Below are 17,684 nucleotides of genomic sequence, written 5' to 3' on the forward strand. Positions count from 1 at the left end.
GTCTCCGATGTCTTAAATCTTACAGGATACAGTCACTTACAATCCACTCCATCGTTCCTTCAACTTTTAAAGGTTGATGTCCTGCTACCACGATAAAGTGATCACCTTTACCAACTTGCTCCCCATTGACTCGACCCTCTCCCTCTACTATCGAAACGAGTCTAAAGCGGTCTAAAGGATCAAGCGTGAAACCGGGTTGAACACACATATGATAGACATTGAATTCATTCGTTTCGACCAATGTTGTGATTGTACCATCAGGAATTTTTATTGTTTCTGGGACAATTACTACCTGTTCATTTGGAAAGTTCGTGACAGCTAATGCTTTTTCTAAATGTAATTCTCTAAGATTCCCCGTCGCGTCGACACGATCAAAATCATATACCCGATATGTCGTATCCGATGACTGCTGTGTTTCAAGAATAACGATTCCTTTTCCAATCGCATGAATCGTACCACTTGGAACATAGATGAAATCACCTTTTTTAACAGGGAAGCGACATAAGAGTTCATCCCACTGCCCATGCTCAATCCGCTCCAAAAATTCTGACTTTGTTTGCGCACCATGACCAAGGATCAATTCTGCATCTGATTCTGCATCGACCACATACCAACATTCGGTTTTTCCGTAAGGTTCACCTTCTAAACGTTGCGCCTGATTATCGTTTGGATGAACTTGTACGGATAAGTCTTCCCTCGCATCTAACAGCTTGATGAGTAGAGGAAACTCTTCGTTTGTGTACTCTCCGAATAAATAACGGTGATTTTTCCATAGCTCCGCGAGAGACATTCCTTTATATTCTCCAGAAGAAACGTAGCTCATGCCGTTCGGATGCGCTGATATTCCCCAACATTCTCCAATATTTCCATCTGGAATTTTATAATTGAAGAGCGTGCTTAACTTTCTACCGCCCCATATTCTCTCTTGAAATACCGGATTAACTTTTAAAATCATTGTTCCCGTCCTTTCTGGCTTTGAAAGTAGCATAGCAATGTGCTGCTGTCTGTTTAAGATGTTCATAAGCGACTTTTGGTTTCATTAACTCTTCGAGAGACATTGGGCCAGACGCAATGGAATGTGCTGCGAGAACGGAAGTATGTTGTAGCTTTTCAAATGGGATGTTGACACTTCCCCCAAGTAACACTACGGGTATCCGTTCTTCCGCCCCAAGTTTTCCAATCATCAACGGAAGTTTTCCGTTTAAGGTTTGCTCATCAATTTTCCCTTCACCCGAGATCACTAAAGCATAGTTGGCAATTCTTTCGGGAACATCGTTCAGCGATAACACCAATTCTGCGCCTGATGTATATTTAGCACCGGCATAAGCGTATAGTGCTCCAGCAATTCCGCCTGCCGCACCGCTTCCGACACATAATTGAACATTCACTCCTGTATCTCGTTCCATCATTTTTGCGAAATGTTTCAACCTTTCATCTAGCAACAACACGTCCTCTGGAGTCGCGCCTTTCTGTGGCGCATATACATGTGCCGCCCCCGTCTCTCCGTAATACGGGTTTTCTACATCGCAGACTAGAACAATCTCTGTGTCTTCTAATCTCTTCTTAAGCTCACTTGAATCACTGCGAACCACAGAATGAAAGTTTTCGACGTTAGTGACTTCTTTTTGTTTGGCATCGAAGAATATTCCTCCAAGTGCACGTAACATCCCGAATCCGCCGTCCGTCGTTGCGCTCCCGCCTAACCCGACATAAATCGTTCGACTTCCTTCTTTGATTGCATCAAGGATGAGTTGCCCGACCCCATAAGATGTCGCAAGTCGCGCGTTCCGTTCTTCGATTGGAACTTGAGGCAATCCACACGCCGCCGAGACTTCGATTACCGCTGTTTGACGTTGTCGATTGATTCCATACGTCGCCACTACTTGTTTTTTTCGTGAGTCCAGCACTTCAAGCTCTCGATTTTCTAGTTGTAATGCGTGCCGTAATGCAGAAACCGTTCCTTCTCCTCCATCCGCAACTGTCAAGAGATCAATGCGTTCATTTGGATTGACCATTTGGATTCCATCCCTTACAGCTCGATTCGCTTGTTCGGACGTCAGACTTCCTTTAAATGAATCAAGTGCTACTAATACAGCCATGTTGATTCCCTCCGTATTAAAATCAATCAGGACATGGATCATCCATGTCCTGATTCGTTTTATTTCATCAAGATGGACTTCACTTGATTCGGTAAGATATGAAACTGATTGTTTGACACGACCTCAGTAATGTCTCGAACCGGTTCTTCATTCAAATTGACTTCAGTGAATGAATCAAAGTCTACTTTCGTAAACATGAGAGGAATCGTATGCTCAGTCGGGTTATATACACGTAACAGTAACGCTTTTTCATTTTCGGCCTTTTTCAAAGTACTCATTAATAAGCCATTTTCAGTCATCTCTAAGAGTGATGCAGAGGCGTTTAAGCGAAGTCCAGTTGGATTAAGCTTCATCGCGTCATGTGGTATTTTGTTATAGGTCACAATCGGTGTAAGATGACGTTTCGCCAAGTCAGAGAGACGTTCAGTTCCATCCAATGATGTGAACGCAAAGTCAAACGTGTAAGTGCCAATCATCTGCGAATCAGGTGTCGACAATTTGATTCCGGATGGTCGTCCAGGTCGTCGAACAAGCTCTTCTTTACCTAACACGCCTACACTTCGGAATAAGGTGATGGCCAGTGTCGATCCGCCTTCTTCTATTACTTCAAACTCACGTGAACTATTCGTAATGACACCCATTCCATTTCCTGATTCTTCTTGTAATCCCACATAAGACAACATCGGGAAAATTCCGTCCGGTCGTTCATTCCATCCTTCTTCTTCCCATACATGAATTGCAGCATCGATGAACGGTCGTTTGATTTCACCGAACTGATTGTCGGAAAACGAAATATTCGTTTGGACAGAAGTTGGCAAACAAAGGCGAAGGCGATGATCATTTGCGTCATTGTCCACGACTACTTTGAGTCCAATTGTTGAATCATTTTGTTCAATGACCAATTCAAGTGAGACCTTCAACAGATTCGTCAGACGCCCATCTTTTCGTTCCATCAAATCACTCGGGATCTTCATATCATGTGAAATCGTGACAACTGTTCGGTTGGATGTGCTCGTCGTTTGAATGATCGGACGACTCGATTGTGTTGTGATCGGATTGTCTCCTGCGAGCGGAGAATAGTCATATTCATCTCCATCATCTCCACTATCTTCGAGCCACAACAAATCTTGGTGCAATACGCCCGATCGTTTATCCAGCAAATCGATGGTTCCATTTTCTTTGACCGTAATGTTATAGACTTTTGTTTCAATCAGTTGTGGACCAAATACTGTCGTCTCTTCTACAGCTGTTGGCGTCGACTCTGATACCACAAATACGGTTTCATAGCTAAGTGCTGCCAATTCACGTCGAACTTCGATTGTATACTTGTAAAACGGATCATAGTTGCCGTAGTGAACGATTTGGCGATCAATCAAGCCTGGATCAATGATTTCTTTTTGAATCAATTCATAAGGTACTTCCATTCCATCTTCTGTTTCTAAACGGAATGATTCAAACTTTGTGATGACTTCCGTCCGAATCACACGTTCTTCGGCAATGCTTCTCAAGTTAAAGAACGTTAATCTGTCTTCTGTTCGTTTCGTGTCAATCGAATCCACAATTCTACGTTTATAGAATGTGATCAATTGATCTGTTTTCTCGTTTGCGATGAAGAAACGGTTAAAGATTTCAGCATGGACTTTATCTGAACAACAGCAACCGATGCTGTCATGGGCATGATTCTTCATGATTTCTTTCCAAATCAATTCAATCAGACCGTGATGATATTCAATGCCAAGGGAATACGCTAAACTCATCAATGGTTCGAGCATGTTCGTCAACTTGTTCTCGATGATGGCATTCATCGTTTTGATATCCATTCGAGTTGAATAGATACTTCGGTGAACCCGCATGTATTTTCCATCGAGAAATTCGCCGCTAATCGTCGGAAGATTCAACTGTTGCTCGAGTTGTTCGAATACTTTTTCGTAGCGACTCAAGAAAAATTCACGTTCAGGATACAAACGATGCAGTTCGGTGAGCACTTCCGTAATATTTTGCTGAATTGGCATCTGGTCATGACCATTTGGAAGGAGAAGGTTCTCTCCTGTGGCTCCGCGATCAAGCACTGGCAAATATTTATCCATGCGTTTCTTTAAAGCCTCTGGTTCGGTAGGCAAATACTTACCGATGGCATAACCGAGTGGCATCAATTGAACCAATACGTTCGATCCATCTTTCGATTCCCAGTAGAATTCAGTCTTGTTTGTCCCATGACGTTCCGACGTCCCACGCCAAAAGATGGAACGCTTAATCCCGAAACCATTCAAAATCATTGGCATTTGAGCAGATTGACCAAAGGAATCAGGCAGATATCCGATTTCCATATGGGGTCCGAATTCTTTAGAGTCTTTAATACCGTATAGCAAGTTTCGAACAATTGATTCTGCCCCAACAATCATCTCATCCGTCTGTGTATACCAAGGTCCGATGATCAACTTGTTCGCCTGAACGAGGCGTTTAATCCGCTCACGATTCTCAGGCTTGACGGCTAAATAGTCTTCTAAAATAGACGTTTGTCCATCTAACACGTAATACGGATAGTGCTCATCTGTTTCCAAACGATGCATAATTTCTTCTAAGTTATTCACCAACAGAATTCTTGACTCTTCTGTGGAGAAGTACCATTCACGATCCCAATGCATATGTGGAACCACATGAACCTGTTTCATTTCTATCTCTCCTTTATGCTGCTTCTTTTTCTGCCTTCAACTGTTTTTGAACTTTGTGTCTTCGTGTGTATAAGAGAAGGAATGTAGAGATTGCAGCCCCTACTAATGCCGCTCCCAACCAAATCGTTGCCGCGAAGAACAACGGCTGACCTTGAAGTAGTGCTAATGAGAAAATCCCTGCTCCTGGAACATTCAATCCAATTCCAAAATATGCGACGATTGCGCCCGTCACGGCTGAACCTGCAACGAGTGACGGGATCACTCGGAGTGGGTCATTGATCATGAATGGAATGGCCCCTTCTGTGATACCGGCAAGTCCAAGTAACCAAGTCTGTTTCCCGATTTCACGTTCTTCACGTGTGAACAAAGTTCTACCTAAACGCGTTGCCAATGTGACCGAGAAAGCAGAAACCATCTTGACCGAGGCGAATGCCGCATAAGGAATAAAGTTTCCGCTCGCCATCGCACCGATACAGAACGTATATGCCGCTTTGTTGATCGGACCACCTAAGTCAAACGAGACCATGGCTCCGATAATTGCCCCGAGCAAGAGTGCGTTTGCTCCTTCTAAGCCACTTAACCATTCGAGCAACCCTGTGTTCAGCGCCGCAAGTGGTCGACCAATGACGAACAACATAATGGAACCGACGACTAATGTTCCTACTACCGGGTACACCCAGAAACTAATGAATCCTGCAAATGTACCTTTTGGTTGTATTTTCGCTTTCAAATACTTAAGGAAATAACCCGCTAACAAACCACCGAGCATCCCACCCAAGAAACCGCTACCAATTAAGTTCGCGGCAACACCAGCAGCAAAACCTGGACCTAGCGCCGGTTTATCTGCAATTGAATACGCCATGTATGCTGCAAGGATTGGAATCATAAGCTGACCTAAGAGCGATCCACCTAATTGTCTTAACAACCACAACCACGAGCCTTCTTCAGCGTAAAGTGCCTGTAAATCAAAAATTTGGGCGATAAAGACCGCGACCGCAAGCGTCATTCCCCCGGCGACGATGACCGGTATAATATGAGAAATCCCAGTAAGCAGTGAATTTTTCACTTCTGTCTTCCATGACTGACTATCTTCTTCAGTATGTGTAGCGGAAACTTCTTTGAACTCACCACGCGCTTCACTTTCGCCTTTATCTAGTGCTTTTTGTACTAACTGTTTGGCATTACGAAGCGGTGATGCGACTGACGTTTTTACTTTCGGCAAATGACTGAAACGTTCTTCTTCTTTTACCGAAACATCCACAGCAAAGATAACAGCTTCAGCACTTTCTAAATCTTTTGTCGAGTGGCGATCCTCAATCCCGTTCGCACCCTGCTTCTCGACTTTGACTTTCACGCCAAGTTCTTGACCAGCTTTGACCAAAGCTTCTGCTGCCATATACGTATGAGCGATTCCGGCAGGACAGGCTGTTACACCCAGAACTAACTTTTGATTTTCATTTGGTGAAATTGAATTCTCTTTCTCTTCCGTTTCATCTAATCGAATGAGCATCTCCTCAGGAGATTTTGATTGTAATAAACGATTTTTGTACGTTGTATCAGTCAGACGAATGACAAACTCTGATAATAGTGACAAGTGAGTAGATCCAGCTTCAGCCGTTGGAATAGCCAACAAAATGACAAGGTTGACCTTGTTGTTAGGATCGACACTTTCCCAGTCATTGATTGGTTGCTTAAGTGTGGCGATAGCAAAACCAGCTTTTACAACTGCATCTGACTTTCCATGAGGAATCGCAAGTCCTCCTTCAAATCCTGTCGGCGATAGTGCTTCACGCTCCATCACTGCTTGATAAAATGTTGATTCGGACGTGATATTACCATTTCGCTTAAGTTGTTTGATTAAAAAATGAATTACGTCTTCTTTTGAAGAGAAGGATTGTTCAACATTCAACAATGAAACGTCGGTGCTCTCTCTCAGTTGCATAACTTCTGTCCTCCTTATGAGAAATGAATTACTTTCTATGAGCCAAGTGTATCAACAAAAAAAAGAGAAGAACGATTCTTCTCTTTTTTGCACAAACTCTATTCATGTAAGGGTTTTCATGTGTATTTATACACATCATTTATATGATTTCCAATAATCTTCAAGGATGTGTCTTAATAGATAAAAAATAGGAGTCGGATCCGTAATATTATGATTGCGACTGTAGATTGGAGGAGATGAGAAATATAATGAATATGATGACTCTTTCTGTAACGTATTGTCGCATAGATGTGTAATGGCAATCGTCCGTACACAATGTTCTTTTGCGAGTTTTGCCAGCTCAATCAGCTGACTTGTTTCACCCGATACGGAAATAAGTATTAACAAGTCTTTACTTGTTAAAGTCTCAAGTTCTGTCAACATGTTGTGACGGTGAAGATAGAATTCACACTTTTTGTTTACTGTTCTTAATCCATTCATTAAATACTCACAGTAAATAGCTGAGTCACCAATTCCATAAACGATGACACGTGGTGATTGATGAATCATCGTATTGAACGATTGTATTTTTTGAGAATCTAGCAAAGCATGTGTTTTTTTAAGGTTTTGCATTGCATCTAACTCTTCTAGTTCGCGTAGTTCTTCCTTTATGGCCGTTTTCATATGTGAGAATCCATCGTATCCAAGCTTTCGCGATAAACGAATAATCGTATTTGGTACCGTAAACATTTGCGTAGCCAACGATTGTACTGACATATGGGGTACATCTTCAAAATTGGCCTGAATATATTCTATGATTTGATCGTCTGTATCATTCAACAGGTGCTCAAAGTTTAGAACTCGATCATTAAAATGAAGCATAATCTCCTCCCGAAATACAACAATTCTACTAATTTCTCATTTCCATTAAATATAAAAAATTTTTATGCACGTATCACTATTTAATTTAAGCGATTACAACAATCTCCATTAGCTTATACGACACACGAAAAACTTGCAATCAAACAAAAAAGAGGTGGTTTCCCCCCTCTTATTACTTCCTTACTGTACTTTGTTCTCTGGACCGAATGATGGATAGAGCGAAAGCCCACCATCCGCAAAGATTGTTGTCCCTGTCACATAGGACGATTCGTCTGATGCGAGCCAAGCGGCAACGGCAGCGATTTGCTCCGGCTTCCCAATCGCATGTGATGGGATGAGAGCCTCTAACCCCTCTTTTTCTTCCGGATTGTTCATCGTTTCTTCATTGATTGGCGTGTCGATTGCACCTGGCGCGATCGCATTGACGCGAATATGGTTCGGTGCGTATTCGAGAGCGACTGATTTCGTGAACATTTTCACGCCGCCCTTACTTGCTGCATAATGCGTATAGCCAGGTCGTGGAATGACCTCATGAACAGAAGACATATTGATGATATTGCCCTCGATTTCATGTTCAACAAAGTATTTCAAAGCGGCACGAACGCCAAGGAATGTCCCGTTCAAGTTAACGTCGATAATCTGTTTCCAGTTATCGAATTCCATTTCATGCGTCTTCGCTTCGACTTGTACACCGGCATTGTTGACGAAAAGATCCATCTTCCCGAATTCAGAGATGGCTTTCTCAATCATCTTCTCCGCAAGCCCTTCTTCAGAGACATCTCCTTTCACGGCGACCGCTTTCCCGCCACCCGCTTCGATTCCCCGGATGACCTCTTCCATTTCCTTTTCACTGCTTCGATAGTTGAGGACGACATTCATCCCCTCTTTTGCGTAGCGTTCCCCGATTGCTCGACCAAGACCTTTCGAGCTTCCGGTGATGACTGCGACTTTTCCTTTCAACTCTGGATAGTTTGCCATATCAATTCCTCCTTCATCTTCTCGGTTTTAGTTCCCGCATTTCCCTTTTCCTCAAACATAGTTGGCTGCATTTTGAATATTTGATACAAATCAACTATACTGAAACAAACTATTCATTTTCAGGAAACGCCTGAAAGACGTTTGATCTTATTCTTAATGGAGGTGACTCCCCGATTTTTGGGGGAATTGTTGGACAGTCCCATGTTACTTAGCTTATTCATCGTTACGCTCTTAATCTTTTTGACTGCCTTTTTCGTGGCAGCCGAATTTTCAATTGTAAAAGTGCGTAGCGCTCGACTCGACCAGCTCGTGCTCGAAGGAAACAAGAAAGCCGTCACTGCGAAAAAAGTCATCGAAAATATTGACGACTCGCTCTCTGCTTCTCAGTTCGGGATTACGCTTTCCGCACTAGGTCTCGGATGGATCGGCGCTGACCAAATCGAAAAATATATCCACACGTTGGTTGAACAGTTGAACTTATCACAATCACTCGTGACGTTCTTGTCGTTTCTGATTGCATTTTTACTGATCGCGTTCCTGCACGTCGTCATCGGGGAATTAGTTCCAAAGACGCTTGCGGTTCATGAATCTGAAAAGTTGACGCTCCTTGTCGCGCGTCCGCTCTATGTGTTCACGAAACTCTTCTATCCGTTCATTCGTGCCTTGAACAGTATGGCTCGACTGACTCTCCGCTTGTTCGGGGTTCAGACGACGGCTCAAGAAACGGCTCACTCGGAAGAAGAACTGAAAATCATCATGACGGAAAGTTTCCGTAGTGGTGAGATTAACGAAAACGAGTTAGCATACGTACAAAACATCTTCTCCTTTGACGAGCGGATTGCCAAAGATGCCATGGTTCCACGAATGAACATGGTGACGATTGATGAAGAAGATACAATCGAAGAAATTATTTCGGTTGTCGAAGAACACCAGTACACGCGTTATCCGGTCACACGGGATGGCGATCGGGACGATGTTCTCGGATTCGTGAACGCAAAACAACTTTTCACTGCTCAACTTTCGAAAAATGATGCGCCGTTCGAATCGTTCATTCATCAATTACCACTCGTTACTGAGTTCACTCCACTTCAAGAAGCGATGGTGAAAATGCAAAACGCACAGACGATGATGTGCCTCGTCATCGATGAATACGGGGGAACTGCCGGCCTTTTGACGATTGAAGATATTTTAGAAGAAATCGTTGGTGAAATCCGAGACGAGTTCGACCGAGATGAACAAGCTGAAATTACAGAAGTCGCTCCGAAACATTACCGTCTCTCGGGACTCGTATTAACACAAGAACTCGAAGAGCGGTTTGGCATCGAAATCGAGGATGATGTCGATACGGTCGGCGGATTCGTTTTATCACAAAAAGCGAACGCACGAACGGGCGAACGCTTCACTTTGCCTGGTAATCACGAACTGATTGTGAGTGAAGTCGATAATCACCGCATCGTCTTCGTTGATTTGATTTTAGCCTCATATGAAGAGGAAGAACCTATATCAGAATGATGCTTTTTTTCACGCCCTTCTCCTAAATGTAGAGAAGGGTTTTTAACATTCGAATCGAACTGTCGCTATATTTTCGCCTCTTACCGTGATATACTGCACATATGTTGCTTATTTGAGTGTCACCCACTCAATGACACAACATCACCGAAACATGGCGAGATGTTCGGTTTAAACAGAAAGAAATAGAAAGAAGGTTACGCATGGAACGCAAACTATTTTTGATTGACGGTAACTCCATGCTGGCCAGTGCTTATTATGGTGCCGCCGCGAGCCGAACGAAAAAAGGACGCGAGGTATCCAAAAACGATCGGAGTGCCGTCATCGGAATGACCGGCCTCATTCGGACGATTCTACGTAGACATCGTCCGACTCATTTTGTCGTCGTCTGGGACGTCTCACGTGAAACATTATGGCGTCGAGAACTGTACCCGGGCTATAAACGCCGCAGACGCCAAACACCGCCTGAATTGAAAGCGCAGATGGAACTCATGCGCCAATTGCTTGAGGATAGTGGGATTCCACAATTCCAAGTAGAAGGGTATGAAGGGGAAGATTTGATTGCCCATATCGCGCGTAAATTCAGTTGTAGTGCCCCTGTGGTCATCATGACAAAAGATAAAGACTTGTTACAGCTTGTCAGTCCACGAATCACCGTTTGGTTACAAACACAGGAGCTTCAGCAAATGCAGGCTCGCTGTGACATTCGTGATAACCGTCCGTTACCTCTCAAACGTCATTTAGAAATTCGACCAGAAGAGATTGCAGCGTTATACGAAGGGTTGAAACCGAAGCAATTGTCAGCCGTTAAAGCGTTGACAGGAGACCGTTCTGACGGGATTCCTCCAGTGGCTGGACTCGATGAAAGTCAATCGGTTCAACTGATCAAACGATTCGGTTCACTCGATAAGCTGTATTCTGCCTTGAGCATCAAAGGTGACAAACGACAACAAGTAAATGAAACGATCGCGGCACTGACGTCAGAGGAGGTGCCCCGTAACTTGAGACGAACACGCAAAAAAGCAGAGCGTAATATGGAGCTCGTTCGTCTTGATGTCACGGTGCCAGCACTTGAACATTTGAAGCTAGCTCATCTCGAGCTCAGCATCAACCCGAAGAGAGTCGAGCAAGCGTATCAAAAACGCGGACTTCGCATCTCATTCAATGCAAGTCAGAAGAAAGTATCCGCACATTAAAAGAACGGACGTCAAGCGTCCGTTCTTTTTATATGCACGGTAATCCCGTCTTCATCGGTCAACGACCATTCAGATGACGTACCACCTAATGCTTGATTCGTCTGCTCATTGACGAGAAGCGTCCATGTCTCGAGTCCTGCCTCAACTCCTAGAGCATCACTCGGACGTGCCCATACGTTCGTACCAATGTGATGGTGATATCCGTCTGCCGAAAGGAACAGTGCTCCCGGATAAGAATCCGTCGTGATGGAAAAACCGAGACGATCATGGTAAAAGCGTTTCGCCGCCTCGATTGAGCGCACTTTAAGGTGCACATGTCCCATCGTTGTCCTGATTGGTAAACCTGTGAACGGTCGATTCGCCGCAGCTTGAAGCATCGACTCATATTCGACAGGCTCTGTCGCCATTTTCACATGACCGTTTGCTTCATACGTCCATTGGTCTTTCGGACGATCGGCGTACAGCTCGATTCCATTCCCTTCTGGGTCACTCAAGTAGAACGCTTCACTCACCAAGTGGTCACCTTGCCCGACTTCGATACGCCGCTCAATAAGATGTGCCAAGATGCTTCCTAACTCCACGCGATCCGGCAATAGAATTGCTAAATGAAATAACCCTGCCGCTCGTGGATTCGTCTTCGCTTGTGGCACACTGTGCAAGATAACGAGTGAACGTTCTTTCGTTCCGAGCGTGACAAGTTCTTCGGTTTCTTCTATGACGTTCATCCCGATTACGTCTACATAAAATTGTTTCACCTGTTCGATATCACGGACCCGAAGCGTCACCGGTCCTAGTTCAATTTTCTCGATTTTCATATAAAATCACCTCACCCCCACTATACCCGCTCAGCTTACGTTACAGAAGTAGGCACAAAAAGGTGGTATAGTTACTTCAACGATACTATTGGAAAGGAAGAGCGATGTGACCAACATAACAAGCTGCGAAGTCGATACGGCACTCGAACTGATCACAGGAAAATGGAAGCATTCCATCCTCCTCGTACTAATCAACGGGGATACGTTACGCTTCAGTGAGTTGAAGCGATCGTTACCAAAAATCAGTCAAAAGATATTGACCGCACAACTCCGTGACTTAGAAGAACAGGAGATTGTCATCCGAACCGTCTATCCAGAAGTCCCTCCCCGTGTTGACTATCGCTTAAGTGAGTATGGGAAAACGCTCATCCCGATTCTCGAAGCGATGAATGAATGGGGAAGACGTCATGCCGAACGAATGCGCTCTAATTAGTTGTCCACATGTGGATAACCATTTTAACCCATCCCCATCATCACTTATCCACAGGAGGTCGTCATGATTCGTTATCCACAGTTGACCGGGCATCACATCGGTGTCACTGCCCCTTCGTCAGGTATACCAGAAGAACTGCACCATTTATTGCATCAATCGGAACAGAAGTTTTCCACTCGAGGGTTCACGTTGCAATTCACTCCGAATGCGTGGAAACAACGATTTGGGAAGTCCGCTCCGGCTCGGGTGCGCGCAGATGAACTGACATCTCTACTTCAAGATGACAAAGTCGACTTGATTGTCCCGCCTTGGGGTGGGGAACTCTTAATGGAGATTCTCGATCAAATCGAGTGGCAAACATTACCCGCAAAATGGATGCTCGGCTATTCGGATACAAGTTTATTGCTTTTTGTGTATACGCTAAAAACCGGAATCGCCTCGGCACACGGTCCAAACTTAGTCGACTTACGTGCCGAAGTGTGGGACGAGACGAGTTCACGCTGGCTCGATGTGTTGTCGACGCGGACCAACGAGACGGTCATCCAACGTTCGTCCGAGAAGTTCCAAAAAGAATGGCAGTTTGATAACCCAACGCCACATCTGTTTCACTTGACGGAAACGACTGAATGGAAAGCTGTCGGTGGTCAACACGCGACAGGTCGATTGCTCGGTGGATGTCTTGATGTGCTCTTACATACAATCGGGACGCCATATGGAAACGTCAAGACGTTCCAACACGAGCACCTGAATGATGAACCGATTCTTTGGTATTTTGAAAACGCCGAGATGAACGTTCCGGCATTAAAAAGGACCCTCCTTCAAATGAAGTGGGCCGGTTGGTTCGAGCATACGTCTGGTATTCTATTTGGACGGAGTGAGGCACCTTCTGTGCATCAAGACTATACGGTCGAGATGGTGTATGAAGAGCTTCACCACACTCTAGGTATTCCAATCTTTTACGATATCGATTGTGGACACGTTCCCCCGCAGATGACGCTCGTTAACGGGGCGCACGCTTCTGTGCAGGTCGAACATGGTAAAGGTACATTGATTCAAACGTTCAAGGGCTGATTCGTCAGCCCTTGATTTTAAATAGTAATCCCATTAAGTTTTGATGATAGTACCCCTCAGGGAATTGAGCTATAAGTGTCTCTATCTCCTCTAACCATTGATCCCCACATCCGTAGAGGGTACCAAGTAATAATCCCTCTAAATAAATGGCTTGGTCAATCAAACTATGCTTCAGTTGCCATTCATTTCTTCTCTCCCACAATTCATTTAAGAATACCTCGGCTTGTTTTATGTCTCCTTTCATCGCAGAATAAACTCCTTTGAACATTTCAAGAGGAGTAATGAAGCGTTTTTCCTCCTTAATCACCTGATAGTTTTCTTCTTTTTGCAAGATTTCTTCGATAATGTTTAATTGAACCCCCATCAAATCCACATCATTTTGCTTCATCGCCACTAAGCCTTCTGTAAACGCCAATCTCATTCTTGAAGAATCATCTTCGGTAAAATCAACATACTGTCGAGCTTTCCTGATTGCCGTCTGAATCAATTCTTTCTCTTTTCGATATAGTGCGCAAATTACGAGAGCTCGATATACGTCATCTGCTCGATAATAAGTTCGTGTCTGTTTCATATAATTTAATGCTTCTTCTAAATATTGAATAGCGTGAGACAACTGAGCGTTGTAAAGTAATTCTTTAAAAACGAGCAACATATAAAATTCGATACGCGTTTTCGTTTTCATCGCTTGAGAATCAAGCTGTTCAATAAGCTCAATTTTTTCACTCGCTTCATCAAATCGATCCCAGTGCATTAAATAGTATGCTTGGCCAATTCGCGTCATTGCAATTTCATCTTTTTCTCCTAATCGTTCAAATAATGCAATAGCACGATTATAATAATCCAACACTAAATCGCGATTATCATTCGTCAAAATCGCATCACCATAAAAAACATACGTACGTCCTAGCCAAATCGATTGCATGTCATCATCAAGAAATGGTTCTAAACGCTCGATAATATCTTTATTGTCCCACTTCATGAAACCCATATCTGCGTATTCGATTTCCTCTACAAGTTTTTGTAGTTCAGATTCTCGAGGATCTTTGAGCAAAAACTGTACCGAGACATCCAATCGACTGGCGAGTTCTCGCAAACTACGCATCGATGCTTCTGCTTTCCCATTTTCAATCATACTGAGCATCGACTTCGTGACGATGCCTTCTGCCAACTGCGTTTGAGTCATTTTTTTCTGTTTTCGTAATGCTTTAATGCGTTCTCCAATCATATGCCACCTCCAAAAGTTAAATTATATTGAACTTTTTATTTACATTTCACACTTTTGTCTTTATGATTATGTTAAATCACATTTAACTATTTTGTAAAGGAGACTTCTTATGAAAAAATCATTTTCGAATCTACACATCTTGTTAATCGGAAAATTCATGTCGTTGTTCGCCTCAAACTTGTTCACATTTATCGCTGGATTGACCGTTCTCACCACTTCCGGTTCTGGGTTACAATTTGCGATTGTCTTATTAGCAGGAACCCTTCCTCGCATTCTGCTCTCACCTTTTGCTGGTGCTTATGCAGACAAACTAAATCGCAAGCGTGTCATCGTAAATATGGAAACGTTAAATGGATTGCTATTTCTTCTTGCCGGAATTTCAAGCCTAATTTGGACATTTAATGTCCCTGCTTATCTTTTGATCACCGCATTACTCTCTGTTTTTTCAACTTTTTTATCCGTGACTTTATCTAGCTCCATCCCGCTTTTGTTTAAGGAAGAAGAGTTACAACGAACCAACTCATTAATCCAAAGTATCATCTCATTTTCAAGTATTGGCACGCCTTTATTAGCTGGAGCTTTATTTAAAATTCTACCGATTTCCGTATTCTTGTTCAGCTCAGCTGTATTATTTTTCATCGCAGGAATAGTCGCCACTCATCTTAAATTTCAATCCCGCGACATTCAGGAAACGTCTCAGTCGACCTGGAAGGAAGTGCAATCCGGTTTTCAATATCTTAAAAAACAGCGTGTTTTATGGACCATTGCGCTCCTCGCCACTTTTCTTAATTTCTTTTTTGTCGCATCCGAAGTCTTATTCCCTATTGCTGCCTTACAAGAAGTCGGGGTATCACCTCTTCAGTTCGGATTTTTAGAAAGTATGTTCGCTATTGGGTTTTTAGTCGCTTCATTATTACATGCATTACCATTCTTCAAAATTAAGTACCGGCTTTCAACGATGAGAAGTGCCTTAATTATTTTAAGTTTACTTTTTATCGGTCCAGCCATCCCACTTTACTTTACATTCGACGTATTGCCAGCTATCTTATTCTTTTCGTTTTTCGCTTTATTGAGTGGTCTCTTCGTCATTCGAGCCAACATTCCGATTCAAATGTATTTACAAACGAACACAGATCCCAACTATCTAGGTCGTGTAATGGGAGTTCTCGAATCACTTGCAATGGGAATCACACCACTTGGGTTCATTCTTTTCGGGTTTTTAAGCGATTTAATTCCAGTCTCTCTCCTCTACACCATCTGTATGATTTGTTTGCTTAGTCTCACTTTGATTTCCATGCATCGCATCCGTCACGACATCCAGGCAGAAAAAGCTGCACTTCAGTCAGCCGAACGTGTGTCGTAACGAAAAAGACATCGAACGAATCAGTTCGATGTCTTCTCTGTTGACGGGAGTACCCGTTTTTCTAATAAAAATGGTCCGAATGGGATGACGGATGCCATAACAGCAAGCGTCAAAACTTTGAAGCCCCAACGGAAGCGCCACGCCATGTACACGGCTGCGAGCACGTAAGCAACAAACAAGAAACCGTGCGCTGCGCCGACAATACTGACCGCAAGTGGAATGCCGGCCATATATTTCAGTGGCATCGCGATTAATAGTAACAGCAAGAAGGATACCCCTTCTGTGTAGCCAATCCATTTAAAATGAGTCATAGTCATATGCGTTCTCCTTTATCTCTGTTAGGCTACATCTATCGTAGCCGAAACGTGAGAGGTTTGTCACAGGAGAACATATAAAAGTTACGAGGCTATTTGACGATTTGGTGAACGGTGCAATACTTTCGTTTCAACGAAGTTACGAAGAAACAAGCCGTCGACTCCGATTTTGCCAGCGTTATGACCGGCAACTAAAATCAAGACAGATACGATCAACATCGTTGGGTTCGTACTGACTGTTCCTGATAGTAAGAACGCCATGTTCATGACAAGTCCGAAGAATGCTGCACTACGTGTGAGTGCACCGAGCAATAACCCTAGGCCGACCAAAAATTCACCGTAAGGGATGAGGACATCGAATAATCCAGCGTTCGGGATTGCAAAGTTTTCTAAGAATGCGGCCCACCATCCTGCGACAGCTGGATGTTCTCCAGTGGCGAGTGACACCGCGTTGTTTAAAAATCCTTCTGTTCCAAAACCACCTGTGATTTTACCCCAACCTGCCGTCAACCAATGATAACCGAGCCATACACGTAATACCGTTAAAATCGCTGTGGCAACATTGTGGTTTTGCCAAAATTTCGTGAACATAATAATTCCTCCCTTTAAGAAGTTAAATAAATGAATAATGTGATTACATTCACAATATATCATCTATGTTCGCTTTTTCACATATATAATCTTCCTTGTTCATAATTCGTACATATGTATGCCACAGTCTATTCACATATACAAAAAGACGCCTTCGTTAGGCGTCTCTAAGAGTATTATAAGGTGACTTCTTGAGATGGTTGACCTTTTTTGTTCATCACACGCATTGATTCAGGTTCGATTTTGAGAATGATGAGTTTTGGATCATCCGGTCCATCAAACCATCCTTCAAGTTTGTCATTCCATACTTTTTCTTTCATCGATTCATCATCTGACACCGTTGCTTTTCCTAAGATTTCTAGGTACGTGTCGCCGACTCCATCTCCATCGTAGCCAATCAAGATATGAGTATATGGATTTCTCTCTAATTCCTCTACCTTATCTGTATCATTTGAAGTTGCTGTATAGAGCGTGAAATCTTCATGGAAAAATGTCATATACCGACTGTGCGGTTTTACTTTATATACAGTCGCCATTGTACCTACATTACTTGAGTCTAATATTTTTAATGCTGTTTCTTTTGCACTCATTCCGAATTCCTCCTTCACGATTTGT

Annotated in this window: 16 protein-coding genes; 5 read left to right on the top strand and 11 right to left on the bottom strand. The window is 43.3% G+C overall.

Going from position 1 to position 17,684, the window contains the following annotated elements; all coding sequences use genetic code 11:
* Nucleotides 1–19: 19 nt before the first annotated feature.
* The 6 genes from manA to P400_RS0101620 form a co-directional block, all read right to left on the bottom strand.
* Nucleotides 20–955: a mannose-6-phosphate isomerase, class I gene (gene manA / locus P400_RS0101595; protein ID WP_026824575.1), complete on the bottom strand. Its 936-nt coding sequence runs from the start codon at nt 953–955 to the stop codon at nt 20–22.
* Nucleotides 939–2,099 carry a glycerate kinase family protein gene (locus P400_RS14760; RefSeq protein WP_051545920.1) on the bottom strand — a complete coding sequence of 387 codons (1,161 nt, stop codon included), beginning with the start codon at nt 2,097–2,099 and terminating at the stop codon, nt 939–941. Before P400_RS14760 ends, manA begins: the two co-directional genes overlap by 17 nt.
* 59 nt (nt 2,100–2,158) lie before the next feature.
* Nucleotides 2,159–4,771 carry a mannosylglycerate hydrolase gene (gene mngB / locus P400_RS0101605; RefSeq protein WP_026824576.1) on the bottom strand — a complete coding sequence of 871 codons (2,613 nt, stop codon included), beginning with the start codon at nt 4,769–4,771 and terminating at the stop codon, nt 2,159–2,161.
* Between the two features lie 13 nt (nt 4,772–4,784).
* A complete protein-coding gene (gene mngA, locus P400_RS0101610) occupies nt 4,785–6,713 on the bottom strand; it encodes a PTS 2-O-a-mannosyl-D-glycerate transporter subunit IIABC (protein ID WP_026824577.1) in 1,929 nt (642 codons plus the stop codon).
* 135 nt (nt 6,714–6,848) lie between these two features.
* Entirely contained in the window at nt 6,849–7,574 is a 726-nt protein-coding gene (locus P400_RS0101615) for a MurR/RpiR family transcriptional regulator (protein WP_026824578.1), read from the bottom strand.
* A gap of 180 nt (nt 7,575–7,754) precedes the next feature.
* Nucleotides 7,755–8,552, bottom strand: a complete 798-nt coding sequence (locus tag P400_RS0101620; protein ID WP_026824579.1) for a glucose 1-dehydrogenase — start codon at nt 8,550–8,552, stop codon at nt 7,755–7,757.
* A gap of 189 nt (nt 8,553–8,741) precedes the next feature.
* Between P400_RS0101620 and P400_RS0101625 the strand changes: the two genes are divergently transcribed.
* A complete protein-coding gene (locus P400_RS0101625; RefSeq protein WP_034771283.1) occupies nt 8,742–10,064 on the top strand; it encodes a hemolysin family protein in 1,323 nt (440 codons plus the stop codon).
* Nucleotides 10,065–10,264: 200 nt separating this feature from the next.
* Nucleotides 10,265–11,257: a 5'-3' exonuclease gene (locus P400_RS0101630; RefSeq protein ID WP_026824581.1), complete on the top strand. Its 993-nt coding sequence runs from the start codon at nt 10,265–10,267 to the stop codon at nt 11,255–11,257.
* An 11-nt stretch (nt 11,258–11,268) separates the two neighbouring features.
* Here P400_RS0101630 and P400_RS0101635 read toward each other — a convergent pair whose 3' ends face one another.
* On the bottom strand, nt 11,269–12,072 hold the full coding sequence (locus P400_RS0101635) for a VOC family protein (protein ID WP_026824582.1): 804 nt from the start codon (nt 12,070–12,072) through the stop codon (nt 11,269–11,271).
* 106 nt (nt 12,073–12,178) lie between these two features.
* Between P400_RS0101635 and P400_RS0101640 the strand changes: the two genes are divergently transcribed.
* Both P400_RS0101640 and P400_RS0101645 read left to right on the top strand, forming a co-directional pair.
* Nucleotides 12,179–12,505 carry a winged helix-turn-helix transcriptional regulator gene (locus P400_RS0101640; RefSeq protein WP_026824583.1) on the top strand — a complete coding sequence of 109 codons (327 nt, stop codon included), beginning with the start codon at nt 12,179–12,181 and terminating at the stop codon, nt 12,503–12,505.
* Nucleotides 12,506–12,568: 63 nt separating this feature from the next.
* Nucleotides 12,569–13,576, top strand: coding sequence for a S66 family peptidase (locus P400_RS0101645; RefSeq protein WP_026824584.1), 1,008 nt, complete (start codon nt 12,569–12,571; stop codon nt 13,574–13,576).
* A 4-nt stretch (nt 13,577–13,580) separates the two neighbouring features.
* Here P400_RS0101645 and P400_RS0101650 read toward each other — a convergent pair whose 3' ends face one another.
* A complete protein-coding gene (locus P400_RS0101650; RefSeq protein WP_026824585.1) occupies nt 13,581–14,801 on the bottom strand; it encodes a helix-turn-helix domain-containing protein in 1,221 nt (406 codons plus the stop codon).
* Nucleotides 14,802–14,910: 109 nt separating this feature from the next.
* Between P400_RS0101650 and P400_RS0101655 the strand changes: the two genes are divergently transcribed.
* Nucleotides 14,911–16,164 (top strand): MFS transporter, encoded by a 1,254-nt coding sequence (locus P400_RS0101655; RefSeq protein WP_026824586.1) that lies wholly within the window; start codon nt 14,911–14,913, stop codon nt 16,162–16,164.
* A 20-nt stretch (nt 16,165–16,184) separates the two neighbouring features.
* Here P400_RS0101655 and P400_RS0101660 read toward each other — a convergent pair whose 3' ends face one another.
* The 3 genes from P400_RS0101660 to P400_RS0101670 all read right to left on the bottom strand — a co-directional run bounded on the left by P400_RS0101660 (nt 16,185) and on the right by P400_RS0101670 (nt 17,659).
* Nucleotides 16,185–16,481, bottom strand: coding sequence for a DUF3817 domain-containing protein (locus tag P400_RS0101660; RefSeq protein WP_026824587.1), 297 nt, complete (start codon nt 16,479–16,481; stop codon nt 16,185–16,187).
* Between the two features lie 81 nt (nt 16,482–16,562).
* Nucleotides 16,563–17,069 carry a DoxX family membrane protein gene (locus tag P400_RS0101665; protein ID WP_026824588.1) on the bottom strand — a complete coding sequence of 169 codons (507 nt, stop codon included), beginning with the start codon at nt 17,067–17,069 and terminating at the stop codon, nt 16,563–16,565.
* Between the two features lie 176 nt (nt 17,070–17,245).
* Nucleotides 17,246–17,659 carry a pyridoxamine 5'-phosphate oxidase family protein gene (locus P400_RS0101670; protein WP_026824589.1) on the bottom strand — a complete coding sequence of 138 codons (414 nt, stop codon included), beginning with the start codon at nt 17,657–17,659 and terminating at the stop codon, nt 17,246–17,248.
* Between the last annotated feature and the right edge of the window lie 25 nt (nt 17,660–17,684).

Origin of the sequence: Exiguobacterium marinum DSM 16307 (assembly GCF_000620845.1) — a bacterium.
GTDB lineage: Bacteria > Bacillota > Bacilli > Exiguobacteriales > Exiguobacteriaceae > Exiguobacterium > Exiguobacterium marinum.

What these genes read in the sequence shown, in the direction of transcription:
- manA (WP_026824575.1), bottom strand. Translation starts at nt 955, where the DNA reads ATGATTTTAAAAGTTAATCCGGTATTTCAAGAGAGAATATGGGGCGGT.
- P400_RS14760 (WP_051545920.1), bottom strand. Translation starts at nt 2,099, where the DNA reads ATGGCTGTATTAGTAGCACTTGATTCATTTAAAGGAAGTCTGACGTCC.
- mngB (WP_026824576.1), bottom strand. Translation starts at nt 4,771, where the DNA reads ATGAAACAGGTTCATGTGGTTCCACATATGCATTGGGATCGTGAATGG.
- mngA (WP_026824577.1), bottom strand. Translation starts at nt 6,713, where the DNA reads ATGCAACTGAGAGAGAGCACCGACGTTTCATTGTTGAATGTTGAACAA.
- P400_RS0101615 (WP_026824578.1), bottom strand. Translation starts at nt 7,574, where the DNA reads ATGCTTCATTTTAATGATCGAGTTCTAAACTTTGAGCACCTGTTGAAT.
- P400_RS0101620 (WP_026824579.1), bottom strand. Translation starts at nt 8,552, where the DNA reads ATGGCAAACTATCCAGAGTTGAAAGGAAAAGTCGCAGTCATCACCGGA.
- P400_RS0101630 (WP_026824581.1), top strand. Translation starts at nt 10,265, where the DNA reads ATGGAACGCAAACTATTTTTGATTGACGGTAACTCCATGCTGGCCAGT.
- P400_RS0101635 (WP_026824582.1), bottom strand. Translation starts at nt 12,072, where the DNA reads ATGAAAATCGAGAAAATTGAACTAGGACCGGTGACGCTTCGGGTCCGT.
- P400_RS0101645 (WP_026824584.1), top strand. Translation starts at nt 12,569, where the DNA reads ATGATTCGTTATCCACAGTTGACCGGGCATCACATCGGTGTCACTGCC.
- P400_RS0101650 (WP_026824585.1), bottom strand. Translation starts at nt 14,801, where the DNA reads ATGATTGGAGAACGCATTAAAGCATTACGAAAACAGAAAAAAATGACT.
- P400_RS0101655 (WP_026824586.1), top strand. Translation starts at nt 14,911, where the DNA reads ATGAAAAAATCATTTTCGAATCTACACATCTTGTTAATCGGAAAATTC.
- P400_RS0101660 (WP_026824587.1), bottom strand. Translation starts at nt 16,481, where the DNA reads ATGACTATGACTCATTTTAAATGGATTGGCTACACAGAAGGGGTATCC.
- P400_RS0101665 (WP_026824588.1), bottom strand. Translation starts at nt 17,069, where the DNA reads ATGTTCACGAAATTTTGGCAAAACCACAATGTTGCCACAGCGATTTTA.
- P400_RS0101670 (WP_026824589.1), bottom strand. Translation starts at nt 17,659, where the DNA reads ATGAGTGCAAAAGAAACAGCATTAAAAATATTAGACTCAAGTAATGTA.